Source organism: Kribbella alba (assembly GCF_039529635.1).
In the GTDB taxonomy this organism is placed as follows: domain Bacteria; phylum Actinomycetota; class Actinomycetes; order Propionibacteriales; family Kribbellaceae; genus Kribbella; species Kribbella alba.
Map to the genome: position 1 here is coordinate 281,766 of NZ_BAAANE010000009.1, position 16,891 is coordinate 298,656.

Consider the following 16,891-nt stretch of genomic DNA (forward strand, 5'->3'; position numbering starts at 1 on the left):
TGACAGGCCCAAGGACGGCCTAGTGACGGCTCATCGACAGCTCAGCGGCGGCGGCGCCACGGGCCGCTGACCGCGAAGGTGATGCCTGGGCTGTAGATGTTGAAGAACATCGTCCGGCCGTCCGCGGAGAAGCCGACGCCGGCCAACTCGCCGTACTCGGGCTTGTCCGGCGTGCCGTTGTTGACCCGGTTCTTGGCGAACTTGAAGACCTGGCCGTCCTCGGTGGTGCCGAGCATGTGCTGGTCGCCGAGGCCGTCCTCGCACATCATCAGGCCCCCGTACGGCGACATGGTGATGTTGTCGGGGGCGTCGTACTCCGGGTTGTCCGACCCGGGCGCAGGCCTGGTGAAGATCACCTCGAGCCGCAAGGTCTTGCGGCGCGGGTCGTACTTCCAGACCTGGCCGTCGTGGTCCTGGGCCGGGCCGAGCTCGGTCCGCGCGAACGACGAGACGAAGTACACGCAGCGGTCGCTGGGACCCCACCAGGCGCCCTCGATCTTGTAGCCGCCGGTGATCTGCTTGGCGTAATCCTGCGCGCGGACCGACTCGGTGATGGCCAGGGGGTCCGGCACCTTCACCCACTCGACACCGCCGAAGGTCGCACCGGCCTCTTGGACCACGGACAGGTCGGGCAGGCCGGGCACTCGGATCGCCTGCAGTTCGCCGCCGGCGCGCAGACTCCCCCAGCCACCCCGAGGGCGGTTCGGCAGGAACCGGTAGAAGCTTCCCAGCGGCGCGACGAACGCGTCCTCGGTCTCGTAGACGATGCCGGTGTGCGGGTCGATCGCGACCGCCTCGTGCTGGAACCGGCCCATCGCCTTCAGCGGCGTCGGATCCACATTGCGCCGGTCGTCGTACGGGTCGACCTCGAAGATGAAGCCGTGGTCCTTGGTGTAGCCGCTCTGGCCGGCCTTGAGCTCGGTCTCCTCGCAGGTGAGCCAGGTGCGCCACGGCGAGGGACCGCCCGAGCAGTTGATCGCCGTCCCGCCGATGCTGATGTATTCGCCGGTGAGGTTGTTGTGCTGGTCCACCACGATGGTGCTGGTACCGCCCGCGGCCGCCGGGTCGTAGGTCCGGTTGGCGGGCGCCTTGACCGGGATCGCCGCGGTCGGGCTGCATTCGTGGTTGCGGACCAGGCGGCTGCCGCCGTTGCGGTCGGCGAACGTGCCCATCCCGTCGAACCGGCTCGGCACCTTGCCGCCGTCGAGCCGGTCGGTCCCCTCGCGGGACAGGATCTTGTAGCTGAACCCGTGCGGCAGATCGAGCATGCCGTTCGGGTCCGGGATCAGCGGGCCGTAGCCGACCTTCGGGCCGGACGTACCCAGCGCGGGCTGGGAGGCGAACAACGCCTCCACCGATCCGGCCACAGTCACGGCAACACCTGCGGCGGCCGCGCGGGCGACGAACTGACGCCTGGACAGGGGATTCGACTGCGGTTCGACGGACACGGGCGGTCTCCTTGTCTGCACAAGCAGTGGTCGCCAGTGAACGTACGGTAAACAACCGCCCAACAGCAAGAGAACGAGTGTCAGAAACTCACAATGAGCGGACCCAGTTGGCCAGGAGTTCGGCGCCTGCGTCGCCGGACTTCTCGGGGTGGAACTGGGTCGCAGCTAACGGGCCGTTCTCGACCGCTGCCACGAATCGGTCGCCGCCGTAGGTCGACCAGGTCACCGCCGGGGTCACCGCCGGGGTCACCGACTCGCGTGTGCCGGTGAGCTCCCACTCGCGCACGCCGTAGGAGTGGACGAAGTAGAACCGTTCCTTCTCGATCCCGTCGAAGAGCGTGCTCCCGGACGAGACGTCGACCGTGTTCCAGCCCATGTGCGGGACCGGCTCGCCCTGCTGCGGCTGGAGCCGCTCGACGACACCTGGCCACTGCTCGCAGCCCTCGGTCTCGACACCGTGCTCGATCCCCCGGGCGAACAGGATCTGCATGCCCACACAGATCCCGAGCACCGGCCGGCCGGCCGCGAGCCGCCGATCCACCAGTACGTCGCCGCGCACGCCGCGCAGTCCCGTCATACAGGCCTCGAACGCGCCGACGCCGGGAACCAGCAGCCCGTCGGAATTCAGCGCCTCGTCGAAGTCCGCCGTGACGGTGACGTCGGCGCCGACTCGCTGCAGCGCGCGCTCACCGGAGCGGATGTTGCCGGATCCGTAGTCGAGCAGGACGACCTTCTTGGTCACAGAGCGCCCTTGGTCGACGGGATCCCCGGCTGCCGAGGATCCAGCTCGGCCGCGGCCCGCAAGGCCCGCGCGAACGCCTTGAACTGCGCCTCCACGATGTGGTGCGGGTCGCGACCCGAGAGCACCCGGATGTGGATGCAGATCGCCGCATTGAACGCCAGCGTCTCGAACACGTGCTGGGTGAGGGATCCGGCGTAGTCGCCGCCGATGATCGCGTAGACCTGACCGTCGGGCTCGCCCGTGTGCACGCAGTACGGGCGGCCGGAGAGGTCGACGGTGCAGTGCACGAGCGCCTCGTCCAGCGGCACGGTCGCGTCACCGAAGCGCCTGATGCCGCGCTTGTCGCCCAGTGCCTCGCGGAGCGCCTGGCCGAGGCCGATCGCGGTGTCCTCGACCGTGTGGTGCGCGTCGATCTCCAGATCGCCGACCGTGTTCACGTGCAGGTCGAGCAGCGCGTGCTTGGCCAGCGCGTTCAGCATGTGGTCGTAGAAGCCGACGCCGGTGGAGATGTCGGCCCGACCGCTGCCGTCGAGATCCAGCTCGACGAGAACCTTCGATTCGCTCGTCTCCCGATCGATCCGGGCACTCCTGCTCATGCGCGTCCTCGCTTCGCTCCGGGCGCACCTGAGGCACAAGCTGCACGGTGTTGTCTGCTGAGCTCGCTTCGCTCACTCATGATTGCCTTCCGATGTCTGTCTTGAGGACCTTCTCCAGCGAAGCACGGAAAGCGGCCATCTCGGCGCTGGTGCCGATCGATACCCGCAGCCAGCCGTCCGGCCCGGTCTCGCGGATCAGCACACCGTCGTCCAGCAGCGACTGCCAGACCGCGTGCCGGTCCGCGAAGGTGCCGAACAGGACGAAGTTCGCGTCGGAGTCGACTGCGCGCAGACCCTGTGCCCGCAGCCAGTCGACGGTCTCGTCGCGCTCCAGCCGCAACTGCTCGACCCGGCCCAGCAACTCGTCGCTGTGCCGCAGCGCCGCCCGGGCGACGGCCTGCGTCACGGCCGACAAGTGGTACGGCAACCGCACGATCCGCAGCGCGTCCACCAACTGCTTGCTCGCGGCAAGATAACCGACGCGCCCGCCGGCCAGCGCGAACGCCTTCGACATCGTCCGTGCGACTGCCAGATTGTTGTACGACGGCAGCAGGGTCACGGCACTCGGCGTTCCTGCGCGGCGGAATTCGGCGTACGCCTCGTCCACCACCAGCACCGACCCGATCGCCGCGGTCCGGGCGGCAACCGCCTCGACCAGTTCGATCGGCAGCGCAGTACCGGTCGGGTTGTTGGGAGACGCGAGCAGTACTACGGACGGCCGGTGCCGGGAGATCGCGGCCAGCGCCTTGCTCTGGTCGAGGGTGAAGTCCTCGGAGCGACGCCCGACCACCCAGCCTGTGTTCGTGTCGCGCGCGTACTCCGGATACATGGAATACGTCGGCGCGAACGACAGCGCAGTACGGCCTGGTCCCCCGAAGGCCTGCAGCAGGTGCAGCATCACCTCGTTGGAGCCGTTCGCCGCCCACACCTGCTCGGCCGTCAGCCGAGCACCCGACTCGCGGCCGAGATACGCGGCGAGGTCGGCTCGGAGGTCGAGGAATTCCCTGTCCGGGTAGCGGTTCAGCCCGCGCGCGGCCTGGGTCACCGAGGCCGCGATGTCCGAGACGGTCTCCTCGCTCGGCGGATACGGGTTCTCGTTGACGTTGAGCAGCACGGGGACGTCGAGCTGCGGCGCGCCGTACGGTTCGAAGCTCTTCAGCTCCTCGCGGATCGGCAGCCCGTCGAAGCGGCCCATCAGCCTTCGTCCTTTGCGGCCTCGGGGAATCGGACCGAGACCGCAGCGCCGTGCGCGGGCAGGTCCTCGGCGTTCGCGAGCGCGACCACATGCCCGGCGACGTCCTGCAGGGCTTCGCGGGAGTAGTTGACGACGTGCACGGCCTTGAGGAAGCTCCGCACCGAAAGACCGGACGAGTGGCACGCGCAACCGGCCGTGGGGAGGACGTGGTTCGACCCTGCGCAGTAGTCGCCCAGCGACACCGGGGACCAGCCGCCGACGAAGATCGCGCCGGCGTTGTTGATCAGCCCGGCCCGCTCCTCGGCATCGGCCGTCTGGATCTCCAGGTGCTCGGCCGCATACGCATCCACCACGGCGGTGCCTTGGTCCAGATCATCGACCAGTACTACGGCCGACTGCTGGCCGCCGAGTGCTTCCTCGACCCGCTCGCGGTGCTTCGTCTGCGCGACCTGCAGCGCCAGTTCCTTCTCCACCGACTGGGCCAGGGTCTCGCTCGGAGTCACCAGGACGCTGGCGGCCATCGGGTCGTGCTCGGCCTGGCTGATCAGATCGGCCGCCACGTGCACGGCGTCGGCCGTGTCGTCCGCCAGTACTGCGATCTCGGTCGGGCCGGCCTCGGAGTCGATGCCGACCTCGCCCTTGAGCAGGCGTTTGGCCGCGACCACGTAGATGTTGCCCGGACCGGTGATCAGGTTGACCTTGCGGCAGCCCTCGAACCCGTACGCGAACCCGGCGATCGCCTGAGCGCCGCCCATCGCGTACACCTCTTCGATCCCGAGCATCGCGCAGACCGCCAGCACCGTCGGGTGCGGCAACCCGCCGAACGCCGGCTCACTTCCTTCCCCACCCCACCGCCCCGGTCGCTGCGGAGGCGACGCGACCGCCAGCGACGGGACACCAGCCACCTGTGCCGGTACGACGTTCATCACCACGCTGGACGCGAGCGGAGCCCGCCCACCCGGCACGTACAACCCGACGCGCTGCACCGGGACCAGCCGCTGTGTGACCCGGCCACCCGGAGCGGGTTGGGAGACGACGTCGGCGCCGCGCTCGTCCTCGCTGACCTCACGAACCCGGCGGATCGACTCCTCGAAGGCACTGCGCACCTCGGGGTCGAGCTGCTCGAGGGCGGTCTTGAGCGCCTCGGCGGGGACCCTCAGGTCATCCACCCGGACATGGTCGAACTGCTCGCCGTACTCCCTGATCGCCTCGAGACCCCGATGACGGACGTCCAGGCAGATCGGTCGGACGACGTCGAGAGCCTTCTCGACGTCGAACACGGCTCGGGGGACGAGGGCTTGGAGGGCTTGCAGGTCGAGCACCTCTCCGGCCGCCACTCGGCCCCGCAGGTCGACGCGGCGAATCATGGTGCTCAGTCTAGTGGGCGCCCTCCGGCTCCCCCGCGCGCCGTCTGCTGCGCGGACCGGCCCCGGCGTACGGCGGGGCGGTGGCCCGGATCCGCGGCCTGGGGCGGTGCTGGGGGTCGTTGGCACTACGCTCGACCGCATGGACTCCCGCCTGCCTCTCCTCACCGTGGACACGGTGATCTTCCCCGGGCTGGTGCTCCCCGTCCCCGTGACCGACGTTCAGGGCCGGTCGGTGATCAGGGACCTGGTCGAGAACGGCGGCGAGCTGGTCTGCGGCGCGGTCGCGGTCCGTGACGGGTATGAACTCGGTGACCGGGTGTTCCGCTCCCTCTACGGCACCGGCTGCGCGGCGACGATCTCCGAGATCACCCTGGAGGCAGGCGACGACGGCCCGGTCGAGGTCACGCTGACCGGCAATCGCCGCTTCAAGGTCGCCGAGCTCGACAGCGGCGGCGACTACCTGATCGCCGACGTCGAATGGCTGACCGAGGAGCCCGGCGACGACCCGCTCGGTACTGCGACCGTGGCGGTCCAGCGCTTTCGTCGCTACGCGGCCGCCATCACCGAGATCAGCCAGCCGGGCCTGCACATCGGCGGCCTGCCGGACGAACCGGGCACGCTGTCCTACCTGATCTCGGCCGCCATGACCCTGATGACGCCGGATCGCCAGAAGCTCCTCGAGGCGAGCGACACCACCACCCGCCTGGCGACCCTGGTCGGGCTCCTCGACAGCGAACTGGCCGCCATCGCGGCTCTTCCGTCCCTCCCCGCCACGGACCTCCCCTGGTCCGAGATGTCCCCCAACTGATCAGCGGACGACAATCCCGGGCGGGCCGGCGACCAATTCGCCGATGACCGGGTGGCCCGGGAGTTCGCCGGCGACGAGCAGGCCGCCAGAGGTCTGGGCGTCAGCGAGCAGGAGCAGTTCGTCCTCGGACACGGAGGCGGTCAGCGAGTCCCGGACCCAGTCGAGATTGCGGCGGCTGCCGCCAGGGACGAAGCCTGCGGTCAGTGCCTGCCGCGCCCCGTCCAGATAGGGAACCGCGGAAGCGTCGATGACAGCGCCGACGCCGCTGGCGCGGACCAGCTTGAGCAGGTGACCGAGCAGCCCGAACCCGGTGATGTCGGTCGCACAGACCGCACCGGCGGCGACCGCCGCGTGGGAGGCGTCACGGTTCAAGGTGGTCATCGTCGCGACCGCCTGCTCGAACACCTCGCCGGTCGCCTTGTGCCTGTTGTTGAGGACGCCGAGCCCGAGCGGCTTGGTCAGCGTGAGCGGCACACCGGCGCGGCCGCAGTCGTTGCGCAGCAGCCGATCAGGGTTAACCAGCCCGGTCACCGCCAAGCCATACTTCGGCTCCGGGTCGTCGATGCTGTGGCCGCCTGCCAAGTGGGTCGCAGCCGCGGCGCAGACGTCGGCCCCGCCACGAAGTACTTCGCCGGCCAGCTCGAACGGGATCCTGTCTCGCGGCCAGGAGAGCAGATTGACCGCCACCAGCGCATCGCCGCCCATCGCGTAGACGTCGGACAGCGCATTGGTCGCGGCGATCCGCCCCCAGTCGTAGGCGTCGTCCACAACCGGAGTGAAGAAGTCGGCAGTCGCGACCACCGCACGATCTCCATCGATCCGCACCACAGCCGCGTCGTCACCGTGCTCGACGCCAACCAGCAGATCCCCTGTGGCCCGGCCCGCGGGCAGGCCGCCGACGATCCGCTCCAGCTCGCCAGGCGGGATCTTGCACGCGCACCCGCCACCGGCCGCGTACTGCGTGAGGCGGACCGCGGCTTCCACACCCGTCACGAGCTGCTCTCCTTGCGCGACACTCGGTCCTTCTGCGGTACGACGACGTACTTCGGGTCGCGGGCCGAGGCCAGCCCTGCCTGGAACACTCCGAAGCGGGTCAGCACGGATCCGCCGAGGTAGGAAGCACCCGCCACGGTCGAGATGAGCCGCGACCGCCGGCCGAACGGAGTCAGCGCCACGCCGACCGCTGTCAGAGCCCGGGCTACCTTGAGCAACACTCCAGGACGACCCTTCTGGTAGACCTCAGCATGCAGGCCGATCCGCCGCAGCATCGCTTCGGTCGCGGCCAACTCGACCACACCCCCGACCATCGCCATCCGCCGACCTGGGCCGGCCTCGTCCAAGGGGGTCGCCACCATCGCGAGGCCACCGGCCGCGGCGGCGCCACTGCCGGCGAAGACGAACGGCAGTTCGCGGTGTGCCTCGTGCCAGGCCGGCACAGAGGTATCGGCAAGCAACACGGCCGTGTAGGTGGCGAGCGCCGGTCCGAGGGCTCCGGCTCCCAGGCCTGCCAGGCGACCGATGATCGGTAGCCGTCCGGTGACTTCCGAGGCCGCGGCCGCACCGGCCAAACCGCTGAAGGGCGCGAGGATCCAGGACCCGACGGACAGCGGTGAAGTCACCTTGAACACCCGAAGCATGTTCAGGAAGCGCGCTGGTCGGCCAAGGTCATGCACCAGGAGGGCGGAACCCGCACCCGAGCCAGCGGCCGCGGCCACCCTGGCCACCCGCACCAGGGCCGGCCGACCGCTCAGCTCGGCACCTTCGGCCAGCAATGCCGAAGCGCCGGCCATGCCGCCGAGGAACAAGTAGAGCGGGACGTCCGGCTGCTTCCAGGTCGGCTCCTTGAGGATCGGCCGTCCGTAGTACGAGGTGAACTCCGGCTCCGGCACCATCCGGCGTTCCTTCACCGGCGCCTCCCCAGGAACGACGCCAGGGCCATCCCGGCCAGTGCACCCGCCGCCGCGCCGGCGTGCTTCCACATCGAGCCGAGGTCGCGAGTGGTGACCACCGGGTCCGGCGGCAGGCCGTAGACCTCCGGTTCGTCGAGCAGCAGGAAGAACGCGCCGTCGCCACCCACCCCGTCGTTCGGGTCGGCCCCGTACAGGCGGGCCGCGTCGACGCCCTGCTCGTGGAGGTCGGCGAGCCGGTTGTCGGCCCGCTCCCGAAGCTCGTCGAGGGGCCCGAACTGGATGGAGTCGGTCGGGCACGCCTTCGCGCAGGCGGGTTCCTCCCCGACCTTGAGCCGGTCGTAGCACATCGTGCACTTGAATGCGCGGCCATCACCCTTGCGCTGGCCGATCACGCCGTACGGGCAGGCGGGAATGCAGTAGCCGCAGCCGTTGCAGACGTCGGGCTGCACGACGACTGTCCCGAACTCGGTGCGGAACAGCGCGCCTGTCGGGCAGACGTCCAGGCACGCGGCGTGCGTGCAGTGCTTGCAGACGTCCGAAGACATCAGCCACTCGATGCCAGTGTCCTGATCCTCAGGCGGTCCGATCCGCGGCAGTCCCAGATCGACGGTCGTGGTCGGCTTCTCGGGAGCGGCCGGTTTCTCCACGAACGCGACGTGCCGCCAGGTGTCGGCGCTCAGGGCGACGGTGTTGTCGTACGACGTCCCGGTGAAGTTCAGGCCGTCCTCGGGAACCTCGTTCCATTCCTTGCAGGCGACCTCGCAGGCCTTGCAGCCGATGCAGATCGAGGTGTCGGTGAAGAAGCCCATCCGCGGCGGGTGCTCTTCGTACCCAGCGTCGGCGGTCACGTCCGACAACGGTCCGAACAACCGGTCAGCCAGAGCCATCGCCGCTCCCTCCGTCCATCCCCGCACGTTGACGGTACTCCTCGACGTACGCGAGCAGGTCTGGACCGCGCGGGCGCCGACCCGGCTGCACGTCGCAGGTGCCCACCTTGTCCTGGATGTACACGTTCGGGTCCAGGCTGGCGTTGACCAGGTCGTTCATCGAGTCGCCGGTGCTCAATCCGTTGCCGCCCCAGTGGTACGGCAGGCCGACCTGCTCGACCACCTGACCGGCCACCCGCAACGACGGGATCCGATCGGTGACCAGCACGCGCGCCTCGATCGCGGTCCTACTGGTGACGATCGTTGCCCAGCCTCCGTTGACCAGCCCGCGATCACGCGCGAGTCGTGACGACACCTCGCAGAACATCTCCGGCTGCAGCTCGGACAGGTACGGCAGTGTGCGGCTCATGCCGCCGGCGGTGTGGTGCTCGGTCAGCCGGTAGCTGGTGAACACGAACGGGAACACCTCGCTGAGCGACGGGTTCATCGGGTTCGTCGGGTGGTCGACGTTGACCAGCGCCGGGTTGTTCTGCTGGCCGTACATCGGGTTGCGCACCGGCGACTCGGGCGGCTCGTAGAACGCGGGCATCGGCCCGTCCGCCAGCCCGACCGGTACGAACAGCCAGCCCTTCCCGTCTGTCTGCATGATGAACGGGTCCCGCCCACCGATCGCATCCGGGCCCTTCGCGTCGTCCGCCGGCACATGGTCCGGCGCGCGGTCGGGGATGAAGTCGGGCACGTCGTGACCGGTCCACTTCCCCTGGTCCGGATCCCACCAGACGTAGGCCTTTCGCTCACTCCACGGCCGCCCGTCCGGATCGGCGGAGGCGCGGTTGTAGAGGATCCGCCGGTTGGCCGGCCAGGCCCAGCCCCACTCCGGCGCCACCCAGGACTGCTCGCTGCCGGGCTTGCGCCGAGCCGCCTGGTTGACCTCGTCGGCGTACACCCCGCAGTAGATCCAGCACCCGGACCGAGTGCTGCCGTCGTCCTTCAGCTGGGTATACGCCGACAGCGCCTGGTCGTCCTTGGTACCGCTGATCTCACGCAGTACTGCGTCTGCGCTGGGCTCGCGCAGCGGACCTTCCTCCGGGTAGTCCCAGGTGAGGTCGAGCAGCGGCCGGTCCCGCTCGTCGCTGGAGCCGGCCAGCTTGGCCTGCAGCCGACGGCCGAGCTCGTAGTAGAACTGCAGGTCGCTGCGGGCGTCGCCGGGCGGTTCAACCGCCTTGTGGTGCCACTGCAGCATCCGCTGGGTGTTGGTGAACGAGCCGCTCTTCTCCGTATGCGCGGCAGCCGGCATGAAGAACACCTCGGTGCCGATCGTCTCCGGGCTCACCTCGCCCGTCTCGATCTCGGGCCCGTCCTTCCAGAACGTCGCGGACTCGATCATGGTCAGGTCGCGGACCACCAGCCAGTCCAGGTTCGCCAGCCCGAAGCGCTGCATCCTGCCGTTCGTCGTCCCCACGGCCGGGTTCTCCCCGACGAGGAAGTAGCCCTTCACCCGGCCTTCGAGCTGCCCCACCACGGTCTCGTACGTCGAGTGGTGGCCGGTGAGTCTGGGCAGATAGTCGAAGCAGTAGTCGTTGGCCTCGGTCGCGGCGTCGCCCCACCAGGACTTGAGCAGGCTGACCGTGTAGGACTTCATGTTGCCCCAGAACCCGGCCTTGCCGACGTCCTCCGCGATGTACTCGGCGAGGTTCTGATGCTGGTCGGCGTGTGGCATCGGCAGGTATCCCGGCAGCAGGTTGAACAGCGTCGGGAGATCGGTCGAACCCTGGATGCTGGCGTGGCCGCGCAAGGCCATGATGCCGCCACCGGGCCGGCCGATGTTGCCGAGCAGGAGCTGCAGGATCGACGCTGTCCTGATGTTCTGCGCGCCGGTGGTGTGCTGCGTCCAGCCGACGGCGTACACGATCGCGCCGGTGCGGTCACGGCCGCTGTTGCGGGTCATCGCGTCGGCGACCGCGCGGAACTTTGCCGGTGAGATGCCGCAGACCTCTTGGACGTGCTCGGGGGTGTAACGGGCGAAATGCCGCTTCAGGATCTGGTAGACGCACCGCGGATGCTGCAGTGTCTCGTCGCGGAGGCCCTTTGACTCGACCGCCGGACCGCCCGAGCCGTGCGTCTCCGACCGCGCAGCCTCGTGGCGCTGATGATTGTCGCGGTCACCCCGCTCGGCGCCCTCGTACTGCCACGACGCCGGGTCGTACGAGCCCTTCTCCGGGTCGAAGCCGGAGAACAACCCGTCGAGGTCGTCGGTGTCGCGGAACTCCTCGGTGATGATCGAGGCCGCGTTGGTGTAGTTGACGACGTACTCGCGGAAATCCAGCTCGTTGCTGAGCACGTGGTTGACCAGCGCGCCGAGGAACACGATGTCCGTACCGGCCCGGATCGGGACGTGCAGGTCGGACACCGCCGAGGTCCTGGTGAACCGCGGGTCGACATGGATCACGGTGGCACCCCGTTGCTTCGCCTCCATCACCCACTGGAAGCCGACCGGGTGGCACTCGGCCATGTTCGAACCCTCGATCAGGATCACGTCTGCGTTGGCCAGGTCCTGCTGGAACCCGGTGGCGCCGCCGCGCCCGAACGAGGTCCCCAGACCGGGAACCGTGGAGGAGTGTCAAATACGGGCCTGGTTCTCGATCTGGATCGCGCCCATCGCCGTGTACAGCTTCTTCATGAGGTAGTTCTCCTCGTTGTCGAGGGTCGCTCCTCCGAGACTGGCGATGCCCATCGTCCGGCGGACCCGCCGGCCGTCCTTGTCCCACTCCCAGAACTGCTCGCGGGTCTTCAGCACCCGCGCGGCGATCATCTCCATCGCCGTGTCGAGGTCGAGGTCCTCCCACTCGGTGCCGTACGGCCTGCGGTACCTGACCCGGGTCTCCCGCAGCGACGAGGTGACCAGCTGTTTGCTCGCGCTGCCCTTGGGACACAACCGTCCGCGCGAAATCGGGCTGGCCGGATCGCCCTCGATCTGGATGACCTGCTCGTCCTTGACGAAGACCCGCTGGCCGCAGCCGACCGCGCAGTACGGGCAGATCGAGCCGACCACCCGGTCGGCGTCAGCGGTCCGCGCCTTGAGTTCGGCGCTGCGCTTTGACTGTGCGGCCTTGCCCCGGCCAAGACGATCCGTGCCGCGGAGCTGCCGCAGCACTGGCCATGGAAGCCGATCGACCGCCATGCACCCAGTCTTACCGATCAAGCGGCGTCACGCACGTCGCCCCGCGTTCTTGACCACAACGCAGCCTGTTCTTAACGTCGCGCGGCCTGTTCTTGACGTCGCGCGGCGAGGGTGACCTCTACGATGAGCAGCGGAGGCGTACCTCGTCTGGTGATGGGCGCGGTCTTCAAAGCCGTTGTGACCGGGCATCCCGGTCAGGCGGGTTCGATTCCCGTCCGCCTCCGCCACACGCTCGCAGGAGGTGTCCGTGCAGGATCCGCGCCGGGCGACGCCGCGGACCGACCAGGTGCTCGCCGACCCGCAGGTCGCCGCGGCGGTGACCAGGCTGGGCCGCCCGGTGGTGAAGCGTGCTGTGACGGCAGCCCTCGAGCGCTGCCGGACCGGCGAGGTCGATGCTTCCCAGGTCGTCGGTGTGGCACTTGCCGCACTACCGCTGTATCCGACGTCCCTCCGGCCGGTGATCAACGCGACCGGGGTCGTGGTCCACACCAATCTCGGCCGTGCACCGCTCTCCGATGCTGCCCGTGAGGCGTTGCAGGTGGCAGCTGGAACCAACGACGTCGAGCTCGATCTGGCGACCGGCCGGCGAGGACGCAGAGGTGCGGCGACGCTGGCCGCGCTGGCAGCGGCGGTGCCTGACGCGGGCGAAGTACATGTCGTCAACAACGGCGCGGCCGCGTTGGCCCTGGCCACCTGTGCCCTCGCTATGGGCCGCACGGTGGTGGTCGCCCGCGGCGAACTAGTAGAGATCGGCGACGGCTTCCGGATCCCCGAGTTGCTGGAATCTGTGGGCGCAACGCTGCGCGAAGTCGGTACGACGAACCGGGTCCGGCTTAGCGACTACAGCGACGCCATCGACGAGTCGACGGCCTTCGTCCTCAAGGTGCATCCGTCGAACTTCCGCGTCGAAGGCTTCACCTCGTCCGTGCCGATCAGCGAACTCTCGACCTTGCCGGTGCCGGTCATCGTCGATCTGGGCTCCGGCTTGCTGGCACCGCATCCCCGGCTGCCTGACGAGCCCGACGCCGCGACCGTACTGCGTGCCGGCGCGAGCCTGGTCACCGCTTCCGGCGACAAGTTGCTCGGTGGCCCGCAGTGCGGCTTGCTACTCGGAGACCGCGACCTCGTGGACCGGCTGCGGCGATTCCCGTTCGCCCGGGCGGTGCGGGTCGACAAGCTAACCCTGGCCGCACTGGAAGCAACGCTGACCGGTCCCCCGACACCCGTGGCTGCGGCGCTCGCCAGCCGACCCGAGGATCTGCTGCTGCGCGCCTCGGCGATCGCCTCGGCGCTCACAGAGCACGACGCCTCTGCAGTCAGGTCTGAAGCGGCGGTTGGTGGCGGTGGCGCACCTGGCGTCGTTCTGGAAAGTGCGGCGGTCTCGCTGCCTGCCGATCTGGCCGCGCCCCTGCGGCAACTCGATCCAGCCGTCGTCGGTCACGTCGTCCGCGGCCGGCTACTCCTCGACCTGATCGCCGTACCGGCGGAGTTCGACGAAGCCATCGTCGAAGCGGTACGCCGGGTCGCCAAGGACGGCTGATTCCGTGTACGTCGTGGCGACGGCCGGCCACGTCGACCATGGCAAGTCGACGTTGGTCCGGGCCCTCACCGGGACCGACCCCGACCGGCTCGAGGAGGAGCGGCGTCGCGGGCTGACGATCGCGCTCGGATACTGCTGGACCGACCTGCCCGGCGTCGGTGAGGTCGCGTTCGTCGATGTGCCCGGGCACGAGCGCTTCATCTCGACGATGCTCGCCGGCGTCGGACCGGTGCCCGCGGTGCTCTTCGTGGTCGCCGCCGACGATTCGTGGATGCCGCAAGCCGCCGAGCATCTGGCCGCGCTGGATGCCTTCGGCGTCGAACACGCAGTGGTCGCCGTCACCCGCGCCGACCTCGCCGATCCGATGCCCGCTGCAGAACGCGCCGCCGCAGAGCTCGCCCGGACGTCAATGCGCGGCGCTCCGGTGATCCCCGTCAGCGCGATGACCGGCGACGGTCTACCGGAGTTGCGGAGCGCGCTGGCGGCGCTGACCGGGACGCTCAGCACTCCGGCACCTGACGCGGATGTCCGGCTCTGGGTCGACCGCCGCTTCACGGTCCACGGCGCCGGAACCATCGTCACCGGAACCCTGCCTGCAGGCACGATCGCGGTAGGCGACCGCCTCGCAGTCGGCGACGACCTGGTCCGAGTACGCGGCATCGAGGCACTCGGTCGGACGCGCGAGCAGGTCAGCGGCGTGGCCCGAGTCGCCCTCAACCTCGGCAGCAAAGTCCCAGAAGCGCTACGCCGCGACAGCGTGCTGGTAACCCCCGACCACTGGCACTGGACCACCTCCGTAGACGTCGTTGTCCACCCCCCGGTCGCAATGCGAGGCGGCTCCGGCAAGACGGTGCACTCCGACTCAGGCATTGGTGGGCGGGACGGATCTGGCGCCGGTGGGCAGGACGGGTCCGGCGCCGGTGGGCCGGACGGATCCGGCGCTGGCGGGCGGGACGGATCCGGCGCTGGCGGGCGGGACGGATCCGGCGGCGGTCGGCGGGACGGATCCGGCGCTCGGATGCGGGACGGATCTGGCGTGGCTGTGTCGGGGCGGGCTGGGCTAGTGCTGCACGTCGGCGCAGTAGCGGAGACCGTGCACTACCGCCCGCTCGGCGACACCCACGGTCGCGTGCTGTTGCGCCACCCGCTTCCTCTGCGAGTCGGCGACCGCGCGATCCTCCGCGACCCGGGTAGCCGTCGGCTGTGGGGCATCACAGTGGTCGACCCTGTACCGCCGCCTCTCGAACGCCGCGGATCGGCCACCCGCCGAGCCGCAGACCTCGAAGATGCCGACGGCCACCCCGACCTGGCCTCCGAAGTACGCCGCCGAGGCATAGTCCGCACCGCCCTCCTTCGCCGCATCGGAGTCGCCCCAGACCCAGTCGATACGGCGGTAGTGCGGGCTGGGGACTGGCTGATTGACGGCGAGAGAGCGGCTGTACTCCGGGACCGCCTGGCGGAGGTGGTGCGGTCGCACGCTGAGCAGCACCCGCTTGACCCCGGCCTGCCTGTTCAAGCGGCGGCGGGGGCCTTGCGACTGCCCTCCGCCCAAATCGTCGCGGCGTTGATCTCCGAGCCCCTTCGACTGTCCGCGGGTCAGGTCTTCGCCGCTGCCGACTCCGGGCTTCCCGCGGCGCTGTCAGACGCCATCGCGGAGATCGTGAAGGAGCTCCGCGGCAACCCATTCCAGGCACCGGAGGGCGACCGGCTGCGAGACGCCGGGCTCGACCGCAAGTCATTGGCCGCTGCAGAACGAGCCGGCCTACTCATCCGGCTCGCCGAAAACGTCGTCCTGTTGCCCGGCGTCGAGACAGCCGCTGCCCAATCCCTCAGTGACCTGCCGCAACCATTCACCACCAGCGAAGCCCGCCGCTGCCTGAACAGCAGCCGACGTGTCGTCATCCCCCTGCTAGAACGCCTCGACCGCCTCGGCCTCACTCGCCGCCTAGCAGACGACCGCCGCCTGGTCGTACCAACCTGACCCCCCGCACCCCCTCACCCTCAATCCCCCGCCTCTTCCCCGAATTCCTCCGCCTCTTCCCCGCCACCTCCAGCCCGTCCGCGTGCGGGCGGTGCGTCTTCGAGTGTGCGAACCTTGCCGTCGGCAAGCGCTTGCTGGCGGCATGGTTCGCACACTCATTCGCACACCCCGGACACTCGATGACGCATCGGGACCGTCGAGGACGCCGGAGCGGCTATCGGGAGCCTGGCTGGGATGGATCGACGTGTTCACCCATTTCAGATGCCCGATAGCGCCTGCCGCAGTGAGGTGGCCGGCGGGGCACGCATTCAGACGCCGGACGGGTAGGCGGCGAGAGGGACTTCCGGGAGTTGCACCGTCGCACCAGCCGTGACCTCCGGCGGGCCGCCGATCAGCTCGATCAACAGGATCGTTCCACTGACATCCAGGACGAGGGCCCCGTCTTGATCTGCACGTCGGCAGCCTAGGGCGTCATCCGTGGTATGGCAATGAATCCCGAAGCGGTATGATCTTGGTATGAGTAAGCAGATCACTGTGCGGTTGCCGGACGAGCTCGTGGAGTTCATGGACCGGCTCGTCGACGACAACAAGGCGTCCAGCCGGGCGTCTGTGGTGGCGCGGGCAATGGAGCGTGAGCGTCGCCGGGAGCTTGCCGCCAGGGATGCTGCGATTCTCGCCCAGCACGGCGACTACCCCGATCTCGAAGGACTCGCGGCCGCGGCCGGTGGAACTGTCCTGTCCGACCTTGACTGATGCGCCCGATTCACATCGCGCGGCTGGACAAGCCGCGCCCGGTGGTCGTTCTCACCCGTGAACTGATTCGTCCCAGGCTGACCAACGTCACGGTCGCCCCCATCACCAGCACGATCCGCGGCCTGTCCACCGAGGTTCTGGTCGGTCCCGAGAACGGCCTCGACCACCCCAGCGCGATCAGCTGCGACAACATCCAGACGATTCCCAAGATCCAGCTCGGCCGCCTGATCGGGTATCTCCTCCCCGATCAGGAACCCCACTTGGCCGAAGCCATCACCCTCGCCTTCGACCTGGAATTCTCCCTCTGAATGGCAGGGCCGCCGTGATCGTCCAAGACCGGCTTCTGTCATCCAACGGCGCAAGCACGGTCTCGAATACGTCCCCCTCCTCGGCGGAGGTGTCGAAGCGGGCGAATCGGCAGAGCAAGCTTGTCGCGGTAGGCGCTAGTGACACCGGCCTGGCCGGCGATCGCAGCCGCGACAG

General features: G+C 69.1%; 14 protein-coding genes, 1 tRNA gene and 1 pseudogene. 6 read left to right on the plus strand and 10 right to left on the minus strand.

The annotated features are described in order from the left end of the window. Positions 1–41 precede the first annotated feature (41 nt). The 5 genes from ABD210_RS26070 to hisD all read right to left on the minus strand — a co-directional run bounded on the left by ABD210_RS26070 (position 42) and on the right by hisD (position 5,348). Complete coding sequence (locus ABD210_RS26070; protein ID WP_344114739.1) at positions 42–1,448, minus strand: alkaline phosphatase PhoX; 1,407 nt, start codon at positions 1,446–1,448, stop codon at positions 42–44. An 88-nt stretch (positions 1,449–1,536) separates the two neighbouring features. Next, positions 1,537–2,190: an imidazole glycerol phosphate synthase subunit HisH gene (gene hisH, locus ABD210_RS26075; RefSeq protein WP_344114740.1), complete on the minus strand. Its 654-nt coding sequence runs from the start codon at positions 2,188–2,190 to the stop codon at positions 1,537–1,539. After that, positions 2,187–2,786, minus strand: a complete 600-nt coding sequence (gene hisB / locus ABD210_RS26080) for an imidazoleglycerol-phosphate dehydratase HisB (protein ID WP_344114741.1) — start codon at positions 2,784–2,786, stop codon at positions 2,187–2,189. Before hisB ends, hisH begins: the two co-directional genes overlap by 4 nt. Positions 2,787–2,862: 76 nt before the next feature. Continuing rightward, the gene (locus tag ABD210_RS26085; RefSeq protein ID WP_344114742.1) at positions 2,863–3,981 is read right to left on the minus strand and encodes a histidinol-phosphate transaminase; all 1,119 of its coding nucleotides are present in this window, start codon (positions 3,979–3,981) and stop codon (positions 2,863–2,865) included. Continuing rightward, the gene (gene hisD, locus ABD210_RS26090) at positions 3,981–5,348 is read right to left on the minus strand and encodes a histidinol dehydrogenase (protein WP_344114743.1); all 1,368 of its coding nucleotides are present in this window, start codon (positions 5,346–5,348) and stop codon (positions 3,981–3,983) included. Before hisD ends, ABD210_RS26085 begins: the two co-directional genes overlap by 1 nt. A 139-nt stretch (positions 5,349–5,487) precedes the next feature. On the opposite strand from hisD, the gene ABD210_RS26095 reads away from it, so the two are divergent. Beyond that, positions 5,488–6,156, plus strand: a complete 669-nt coding sequence (locus ABD210_RS26095) for an LON peptidase substrate-binding domain-containing protein (RefSeq protein ID WP_344114744.1) — start codon at positions 5,488–5,490, stop codon at positions 6,154–6,156. Here the strand turns inward: ABD210_RS26095 and selD are convergent, their stop codons facing one another. From selD to ABD210_RS32580, 5 genes and pseudogenes are all read right to left on the minus strand, one after another. Next, a complete protein-coding gene (gene selD / locus ABD210_RS26100) occupies positions 6,157–7,140 on the minus strand; it encodes a selenide, water dikinase SelD (protein ID WP_425552745.1) in 984 nt (327 codons plus the stop codon). A gap of 5 nt (positions 7,141–7,145) precedes the next feature. Then, a complete protein-coding gene (gene nrfD, locus ABD210_RS26105; protein ID WP_344114746.1) occupies positions 7,146–8,063 on the minus strand; it encodes an NrfD/PsrC family molybdoenzyme membrane anchor subunit in 918 nt (305 codons plus the stop codon). Continuing rightward, entirely contained in the window at positions 8,060–8,953 is an 894-nt protein-coding gene (locus tag ABD210_RS26110) for a 4Fe-4S dicluster domain-containing protein (RefSeq protein WP_344114747.1), read from the minus strand. Before ABD210_RS26110 ends, nrfD begins: the two co-directional genes overlap by 4 nt. Continuing rightward, positions 8,940–11,561, minus strand: a pseudogene (gene fdh, locus ABD210_RS26115) (formate dehydrogenase); the annotation flags it as partial. The gene ABD210_RS26110 and the pseudogene fdh, both read right to left, overlap by 14 nt. A gap of 12 nt (positions 11,562–11,573) precedes the next feature. Beyond that, entirely contained in the window at positions 11,574–12,134 is a 561-nt protein-coding gene (locus ABD210_RS32580; RefSeq protein WP_486326948.1) for a hypothetical protein, read from the minus strand. A gap of 132 nt (positions 12,135–12,266) precedes the next feature. Between ABD210_RS32580 and ABD210_RS26120 the strand changes: the two genes are divergently transcribed. From ABD210_RS26120 to ABD210_RS26140, 5 genes are all read left to right on the plus strand, one after another. Further along, positions 12,267–12,361 (plus strand) — tRNA-Sec (locus ABD210_RS26120). Positions 12,362–12,381: 20 nt separating this feature from the next. Continuing rightward, positions 12,382–13,674 (plus strand): L-seryl-tRNA(Sec) selenium transferase, encoded by a 1,293-nt coding sequence (gene selA / locus ABD210_RS26125; RefSeq protein WP_344114749.1) that lies wholly within the window; start codon positions 12,382–12,384, stop codon positions 13,672–13,674. Between the two features lie 4 nt (positions 13,675–13,678). Then, positions 13,679–15,655 (plus strand): SelB domain-containing protein, encoded by a 1,977-nt coding sequence (locus tag ABD210_RS26130; protein WP_344114750.1) that lies wholly within the window; start codon positions 13,679–13,681, stop codon positions 15,653–15,655. Between the two features lie 516 nt (positions 15,656–16,171). Continuing rightward, positions 16,172–16,408 (plus strand): ribbon-helix-helix domain-containing protein, encoded by a 237-nt coding sequence (locus ABD210_RS26135; RefSeq protein ID WP_344114751.1) that lies wholly within the window; start codon positions 16,172–16,174, stop codon positions 16,406–16,408. Beyond that, positions 16,408–16,716 carry a type II toxin-antitoxin system PemK/MazF family toxin gene (locus ABD210_RS26140; RefSeq protein ID WP_344114752.1) on the plus strand — a complete coding sequence of 103 codons (309 nt, stop codon included), beginning with the start codon at positions 16,408–16,410 and terminating at the stop codon, positions 16,714–16,716. Before ABD210_RS26135 ends, ABD210_RS26140 begins: the two co-directional genes overlap by 1 nt. The last annotated feature ends 175 nt before the right edge of the window (positions 16,717–16,891 follow it).

Bases quoted from the DNA above. Each gene is read 5' to 3' on its own strand.
- hisB (WP_344114741.1), bottom strand. From the start codon at position 2,786: ATGAGCAGGAGTGCCCGGATCGATCGGGAGACGAGCGAATCGAAGGTT.
- ABD210_RS26085 (WP_344114742.1), bottom strand. From the start codon at position 3,981: ATGGGCCGCTTCGACGGGCTGCCGATCCGCGAGGAGCTGAAGAGCTTC.
- hisD (WP_344114743.1), bottom strand. From the start codon at position 5,348: ATGATTCGCCGCGTCGACCTGCGGGGCCGAGTGGCGGCCGGAGAGGTG.
- ABD210_RS26095 (WP_344114744.1), top strand. From the start codon at position 5,488: ATGGACTCCCGCCTGCCTCTCCTCACCGTGGACACGGTGATCTTCCCC.
- ABD210_RS26110 (WP_344114747.1), bottom strand. From the start codon at position 8,953: ATGGCTCTGGCTGACCGGTTGTTCGGACCGTTGTCGGACGTGACCGCC.
- ABD210_RS32580 (WP_486326948.1), bottom strand. From the start codon at position 12,134: ATGGCGGTCGATCGGCTTCCATGGCCAGTGCTGCGGCAGCTCCGCGGC.
- ABD210_RS26135 (WP_344114751.1), top strand. From the start codon at position 16,172: ATGAGTAAGCAGATCACTGTGCGGTTGCCGGACGAGCTCGTGGAGTTC.
- ABD210_RS26140 (WP_344114752.1), top strand. From the start codon at position 16,408: ATGCGCCCGATTCACATCGCGCGGCTGGACAAGCCGCGCCCGGTGGTC.